Annotated in this window: 2 protein-coding genes, 1 pseudogene and 1 riboswitch; all 3 genes and pseudogenes read right to left on the bottom strand. The window is 40.0% G+C overall.

The window, feature by feature from the left end; translation table 11 throughout:
• Positions 1 to 94: 94 nt before the first annotated feature.
• A riboswitch (cobalamin riboswitch) is annotated at positions 95 to 262 on the bottom strand.
• 49 nt (positions 263 to 311) lie between these two features.
• A complete protein-coding gene (locus VIK44_RS13380) occupies positions 312 to 1730 on the bottom strand; it encodes a D-alanyl-D-alanine carboxypeptidase family protein (RefSeq protein ID WP_331554391.1) in 1419 nt (472 codons plus the stop codon).
• Between the two features lie 18 nt (positions 1731 to 1748).
• Positions 1749 to 4703, bottom strand: coding sequence for an insulinase family protein (locus VIK44_RS13375; protein WP_331554390.1), 2955 nt, complete (start codon positions 4701 to 4703; stop codon positions 1749 to 1751).
• A 26-nt stretch (positions 4704 to 4729) separates the two neighbouring features.
• Positions 4730 to 4925 (bottom strand): annotated as a pseudogene (locus VIK44_RS13370) (replication-associated recombination protein A); the annotation flags it as partial.

The raw sequence follows: 4925 nt of genomic DNA, 5'->3' as shown, positions 1-4925 counted from the left end.
TTTAGAAATAAAAAATCCTTCTCCAGTGGAGAAGGATAACAGAATCATATTTAATTTTAAATATAATGCTCTTATAATCCTCTAAATCGGAGGTTTTAAGAATTCACTACATACAGGTCTTCTGGCTCAACAATCAACTTTCCGTCTCCCCTTCCCATTAATTTCTTAACAGTGGTTCTGAGACAGTCATCATGCATTACAGCTGCGATTACAGCAAAGGATTTACACCTTTTTCCCTTGAATATAGGACAAGTTCACTATTTAATTGAGTTCATTGTACCCCAGCAAAGTCTTGTTGTCAAATCATTATTCTATCTTCTGCCATTTCGATTCTGTCTTCTGCCATTTCGATTCGGTCTTCTGCCATTTTGATTCTTAAGCCTGATTTTCGCATATTTAATCCTGTTTTTCCGCATAAAGTCAACATACATAATCCGTAAGATTGCCATGATAACAATGAGAACCATAATGGTGACATACCAATATAAAATCGGATAATCCAGTAAACCCCGAACCGTCATTTTATTAATGGCATAAACCGGTGCGGACTCCAGTACAACATCCCCATTGGTGACTTGTACCACTCCCAGTGCATCACCTTCTTTAACGTCAGTTTGCAGCTGGATTCCTGCTTCAGTTTCTTTCACAACGTTCTCATCCCATTTAATTTTAGAAGTGTAGGACTTGTTGTTGTTTTTTGGCGCCAGACTTACCATGGCAATTTTTGTTTTTGTTTTAAGTGTAGCTCCATCAAAGACATGGTAGTTTTCAATTTCCACATTACTGTAGAAATCTTCTTTCCCGGTCCATTTAATGAAATCATAATCTTTAATGAAGGTGTTCAGGGTATCACCGGCTTCCTTGAAAACCCCGAATTCATCTGAATTCATGATAATGCCGATGACATTCTTCCCTTCCCCTTCCCCTTCAAAAATAAGACATCGTCCTGCCTGCTCGGTAAATCCGGTTTTACCGCTGGTAGCATAACCGTTAAAACCGGGGTTAACACCTGCAAGACCATTGGCTTGACGAAAATCCTCTGGCAGCTCATCATAGCTTGGGTAAAGTATGAGGTTACTGTTTTTCCATTCATGCTTGACTTTATCGGTTTGGAGGTCATGGGTCTTGGACCGGGTGATCTCTCGGATAACATCATTGCTGAAAGCAGCCTTTGCCAATTTCAACATATCTGCCGGCGTACTATAATGATCTGAATTATCAAGACCATGGGGGTTGACAAAATGGGTGGACTTCATCCCTAAAGATTTTGCCTTTTCGTTCATGGCATCCACAAATTTTTGTGTTGCCACGGTGGGATCAAGGGTTTTATTCCCGGCAATGTTGCGTCCGATATTAACAGCGATGGTATTGGCCGCATCATTTCCCGATGGCAATAATAAACCATAGAGCAGTTCCTTTAAACTGATTACCTCATATACCTGGAGCCCGGCAACGCTGCTGTCACTTGCAATATTTGAAATTTCTTCACCGACCGTAAAGGTATCCGTTAGTTTTCCATTTTCTATTGCAACAAGGGCAGTCATGAGTTTTGTTGTACTGGCCGGGTAAAATTTTTGATCCTGGTTTTGCTGATACAGGTTATCGCCACTGTTTACTTCTGAAATTATAACGCCTTCACCTTCGGGAAAGGCAGGAAGCCCGGCCCCGAGTACCCCAGTTGTAAAAAAAACAAGGCTAAGTACAATCAATAGTCCTATTTTTCTGCCCATAATTTCCTCCAAAACTTTCTATTTTATATAACGGGTTGTTTTAAACAGTTTTTTATTATCATTAATCGCTTCTTCACTGCCGAGAACGCAGAAGATATTTTTTTCCAGAACTCCGGCAACCGCATCTGCAAAGGATTTTAGCTGTTCAACAGTTGTTCCTAAAATCTCATCGCGTTCTTTCTGTATATCCGCATCAGTTAAACCGCTGAAGTAAAGGGTATCGGCAATCCCACCTTTAAGAGCCGTGCTCAGTGGTACGTCCTTGCCGCTGATGGTTCCGATAATGTATTTTTCAAGCTCTCTTTGGGAAATTGCCAGCTTTCTAATATAGTCAACTGCCCCGAAAAATGCTTCAAGGGTTTTTTTAAGCTTTGGATCCCGATAAGATCCAAAATAAAGCTCCCCTGTACGACCAATACTGAAAAATGCACCATAGGCGCCGCCTTGTACCCGTACCTTATTCCAGAGATAATCCATGGAAAGAATGGATTTTAAAACCAGCATGCTGCCTGAATAGTCATAACCCAGTTCTCTTATATTATAGCCCTGGGATACATATTGAATTTTGGCTGCGGTTAAGAAACCCTCATTCAGGATTTTAGTGTCAAAATGATAGGTGAGTTTAGCCGCTTTTCTCGGTTGCAAACCATCCACATAATCTTTAATAACTTCTAATGTTTTGTTTTTTATTTCCTCAGATCCGGTAATGGCTATAATGGGTTTATTTGTTAAGAAAACCATTTTTGTAATTTTAATAAGCTTTGCACTTAAGATTTCGAAGCGCTGTTCAAAATTAGCATCAAGATCAGCAATAAAACGATAAAACTCAATGCCTCCGAATTCTTCAAAAAGACGGGCGGATTGAGAATAGTAGGATTGAAGCCGCTGAACACCGACTACATGCCCACCGGTTAAAAATTGAGCTTCTTTGCCTGTTTTAATTTCTCTGATCATATCATGGATCAGGTTCTTTTCATTATATCGAGTTTGTGTCAGTACCTCTACCAGAAGTTTAGCCAGGGTCGGAATTTTATCCCTGACTGCTTTTCCTTTGACATAACAATGGGATTGAAATTCCCCAAAATGATTAACATCGTCAAAAGATTCAATACCAAAGGAGAGGCCACCGGTATTAATTTCAATTTCCTGGCTCAGGCGATGAAAGTCCGTTTGGTTTGTGCTCAGACTTCCCAGGAGTTTACACATCAAAGACAGGTATTTTAAATCCTCCTGGGGTAACTCGTTATAATCAAAATATAATTTAAGATAAGAAATATCCCCGGTAAATCCTTCATGAAAAAGCAGGGCAGTATCAAGCGCTTCTTCAACTTTCAAAGGATAGGTTCTTGCTTCTTTCTTTATTTCATCCAGAGAAAGTTTTGGAATTTTTTCCAAATCCTCTGGTGCATCCTCAGCGTTCTGTCTTTCGATGAGTGCATGATTTTCTGCAACCAGATCCTTTAATTCTTCTGTACTTAATGAAGCCTTGTATGCTGCTAATTTTTCCGCTAAGGCCTTTTCTGTTTGCTCCTGTAATTCAGAATCAGCAACAATGGTCACCAGTGACTGATGTTTATTATCCAATAAAAGTCGTTGAATAAGCGCTTCAAAATAGCCGTCTTTAAAGTTTTCCTTCATCTTTTTAAAGACGACCCGGTATTTAAGATAATCCATGGGCTCCCCACCGTAAAGCCAATTATCCATCAGATCAATGTTATAGATTAAGCCTCGGGGATGGGCTCCGTATTCCCCTTCAATGTGTGAAAACTCATGAATGTTAATACCGGCTTCCACACTCAGTGGATCCAGGCCATTCTTAACAAGATTTTTCAGCACATCTTCAACGGTTTGAACAAAGAGTTCGCTGTGAATGGCCTCGGTATTTTTCAGGGTAATTGAAAAATACGGTTGCCGCAGAGAACTGCTGTAATGATAACTCACATCCTCGGCAATTTTAAGATCAAGCAAAGCTTCCTTTAAAGGTGAAGCGTTGTTGCCTAATAAAATATGGGATAAAATATCGAAAGCCAGGGCATCCTCATAGGGCAAGGTTTTTCCCAGAACAACGCTAAGTGCCGTATAAGCCTTGTTTTTAAGATCTTCTTCTTTTGAAACCCCATAGGAGGCCACTGATTTCTGACGCTCTTTAAACGGCTTCTGCAGCTCAATGTCGCTGTCGACAGTCTGTTTTTCAAAAACGGCCAGATATTCATCATTAATGTATTTCAGATGCTCGGCAACGTCGTCGTCGCCATATAAATAAATGTAGCTGTTGGATGGGTGGTAGTATTTTTTATGGAAAGCTTTAAAATCCTCATTGGTCAGTTCAGGAATGACCTCCGGATCTCCTCCGGATTCAAACCGATAACAGGTCTCCGGATAGAGGGATTCGAATATTTTGTTTTGAAGGACTTCTTCGGGATCTGAAAAAGCACCCTTCATTTCATTATAAACCACGCCGTTATAAATGATGGGATCATCCAAATTTTCAATATGATAATGCCAGCCCTCCTGCTTAAAGGTATAGGGGTTCTGATAAATATTAGGATAGAAAACAGCATCCAGATACACATCCATGAGATTCATAAAATCCTGGGCGTTGGTACTGGCAATGGGATACATGGTTTTATCCGGGAAGGTCATGGCGTTTAAAAACGTGTTCAGGGATCCTTTGGCAAGCTCAACAAAGGGTTCTTTAACCGGGTATTTTTTTGATCCGCACAAAACTGAATGTTCCAGAATATGCGGTACTCCGGTACTATTTGTCGAAGGGGTTCTAAAACTAATGGAAAAAACCTTATTATCATCATCAGCCGTAATATATAAACATTGGGCTCCCGTTTTTTCATGGATGAACGTTCGGGCAAGACCATCTATTTCGTCCACAAATTCTTCTTTTTTCAGAATAAATCCGTGAACATTTTCTTCTAATTTAAACCTATTTTCTTCCTGCTTCATCATTTCTTTTTTCAAATATTTCTCCTTTATATTTTGTTTATTTATTTTATGATGCCGATTTTTTTAAGATATTCCTTCATTTTGCGTTCATGGCCCAGATCCGTGGGTTCATAAAAATGAGTTCCCAGCAGATCATCGGGCAGGTATTGCTGAGGGACATGGTGACCGGGAAAATTGTGGGGGTATTGATAGGTCAGTCCCCGTCCCAGTTTTTCACTTCCTGAATAATGGGTATCC

The organism is Acetobacterium sp. (assembly GCF_036508315.1).
Classification (GTDB): domain Bacteria; phylum Bacillota; class Clostridia; order Eubacteriales; family Eubacteriaceae; genus Acetobacterium.
This window is presented reverse-complemented; position numbering and strand designations above follow the sequence as displayed.